General features: G+C 38.5%; 1 protein-coding gene and 1 pseudogene. Both read right to left on the bottom strand.

Annotation, left to right across the window (positions count from 1 at the left end):
* Positions 1-475: 475 nt before the first annotated feature.
* Positions 476-1,708, bottom strand: a complete 1,233-nt coding sequence (locus tag KSO91_RS16945) for a tyrosine-protein phosphatase (RefSeq protein WP_238744198.1) — start codon at positions 1,706-1,708, stop codon at positions 476-478.
* Positions 1,709-2,224: 516 nt separating this feature from the next.
* Positions 2,225-2,334 (bottom strand): annotated as a pseudogene (locus KSO91_RS16940) (IS5/IS1182 family transposase); the annotation flags it as partial.

The following is a 2,334-nucleotide window of genomic DNA, read 5'->3' as shown; positions in this document are numbered from 1 at the left end:
AAGCCAACCCAGAAAATTACCTGCCATGGAATTATCTAGAAAATAGTGAGTAACGGCTGACTTGCTTTCCAAAAAAGACTGAATTGGGCTAACCGCCCAAGTCAAACTATGCAGCCGTAAGCTCACCGTCGAGAAACGCATGTTAAAATAAGCGAAACGAAAGGCTCGACAGGCAAACCTTTTAAACGAAATTCAATGTTAATAAAAAATCAGATTATCACCTAAAATGCTCGAGGATTTGTGCGATCAGAGCATAAAAAATAGGTTATTAAATAATGAAAAATCTTACAAAAATAAAAATATCTCTACGTTGACGAATGCGATCAACCATCCATTGATAGCGATTAGTAAAATCTTTCCGTGCAAGGTATTTAAAAGAAAGGATCTTCGCCATACAAGAATGCACAGCGAACGTAGCGAGTAATGCAGTGATAGCAGGTTGTATCAGAAATTTACTCGCCCTCAAAAAATAAGCCTAGTTGATTTTAGCCACCATTTTATCAATTTGACTCTGGGTCAAAGTAGCGTTGTTAATAAAATAGTTAACTAGCGCTTGTTGCAAATCCACACCTTCATCAGCAGGATCGACATTGAGCATATGGCGTAATGAATATCGTAATAATCCTTGGTCCCTAAATTCACTAATCCCTAAACGATTGGAAAGCTGGTAATCTGCAGCAATTTTATCCCAGCTTACACCGGATAATCCTGCTAGTACGGCAGTTAATACGCCAGTACGATCTGTCCCCAAACGACAATGGATAAGAAAGGGAGCAGGGTGGCTATCGTCATTTATAAACTCAACAGTGCTTTTTACAGCAGCTGAAAATTCATCACCATCGGATGAAAAATAAACCAATTTATAGCTGATATCTAACAGCAAATTGTCACCTGCGTCCATAATGGCTTGCATATAGTCAGTGATAAATTCAGGCGCAACGGCGGCTTCTTCTCCAGAAAGGGTTATTACGCTACCAATATTGTTTGTTACCATAAATGAATTAACGTACTCAATACGTGTCGCTTCGGCTTCCATATCACGAGACTGTTTGAATGGATGATAAGAGCGAAACAAGTTACTTAATTCTGGTACTTGACGAAAATTAGATATCTCTTGCTGCCCCTCTATTGTTGTCAAATCAAAATCAGAAAGCGACTTTTCATTTTTTGCCTGTGCATCATTGGCAATGATGGTCTCTATATTATCACCGCTAAAAACAAGAATATGATTACCCGAAAATTGGTATCCAACGGGCGTATTTTCCGATACATTAAACCAGCTGCTTGTCTCTCCGACAGTCACTACGAATTTATATTCTGGTTGACCGCTGTTACCAGGAATATTGATCTCATCAGCATCAACGCTCAAAAACCAGATGCCCTCATCAGTACTACTAGCAGTAAGGTAAAAATCTTCTGAACTTGACCAGCTATTGAAAGAACCTCGAACTTCTACTCGCTCAATGGTGCTGATATCGGTGATGCCATTCGCTTCGAGTATATCGCTTTGGGCTGAAACATCAAAAACGAAAACAACTTGATCACCCGCAGCGGTAAAAGCAAATGTGCGATCGCTGGCTGCGTCTGTTAATGTGATTGGCAAATCAGTGGTTGAAGCGTCAGTATTCGTTGAAGAGCTGCCGCAAGCAGAGAGCAACAAAATAAATAAAGATCCCCCTGCAAGCATTAGTGATTTTTTAAATGTCATTATAATTAATCCTATGGTGTTTATATGGTAGTTAATTTTATAAAGATAAATTTACAGATCTACTTACATACCAACAGGATGCCGATCAACTAATAATATTCGACTAGGTTATTTTATGTTTGTCTGTCCATAGACTGCAGCCATATCCTACTTAACTAATTACCGCTGAGTCAAACGCTGTAGCTGGTACTAGATCACTATTTTTGCATTTGTTTTTTTTATTTTTTTGATTTTCAATTTTAGCAATCATAAAGCAGAGGGTCGGGGTTAAATGCTGAGGGATCCCCACTAAAATCATAAACACCCAGCCGAATAGGTATTGTCAACTTATGTCACCAGGACGACTAAAGGCTATTAAAATAGCCTTAATCTAAATTTTGAACATAACTAACCTGCATCCAATCAGAAAAGGAGCGATCGCGGAATGCTCGATAATGTTTTACTTGCATTAAGGAGTCGTTACACAATAACTTGCGCTAAAAATTGTTTTCAAAAAGCCTAGGGGCTGTTGATCTTTCACATTGGCAGCCAAATCATTACACATGCTAATGCCAACATGCTTTCAAAGTTTATTTTTAATTTATCGTATCGTGTAGCTATCGCTCTAAAATGCTTTAGCCTTGCAA

The sequence above is a fragment of the Psychromonas antarctica genome (assembly GCF_022267535.1).
Lineage (GTDB): Bacteria > Pseudomonadota > Gammaproteobacteria > Enterobacterales > Psychromonadaceae > Psychromonas > Psychromonas antarctica.
The sequence above is the reverse complement of the archived record's forward strand: the minus strand, read 5'-3'. Positions and strand labels throughout refer to the sequence as shown.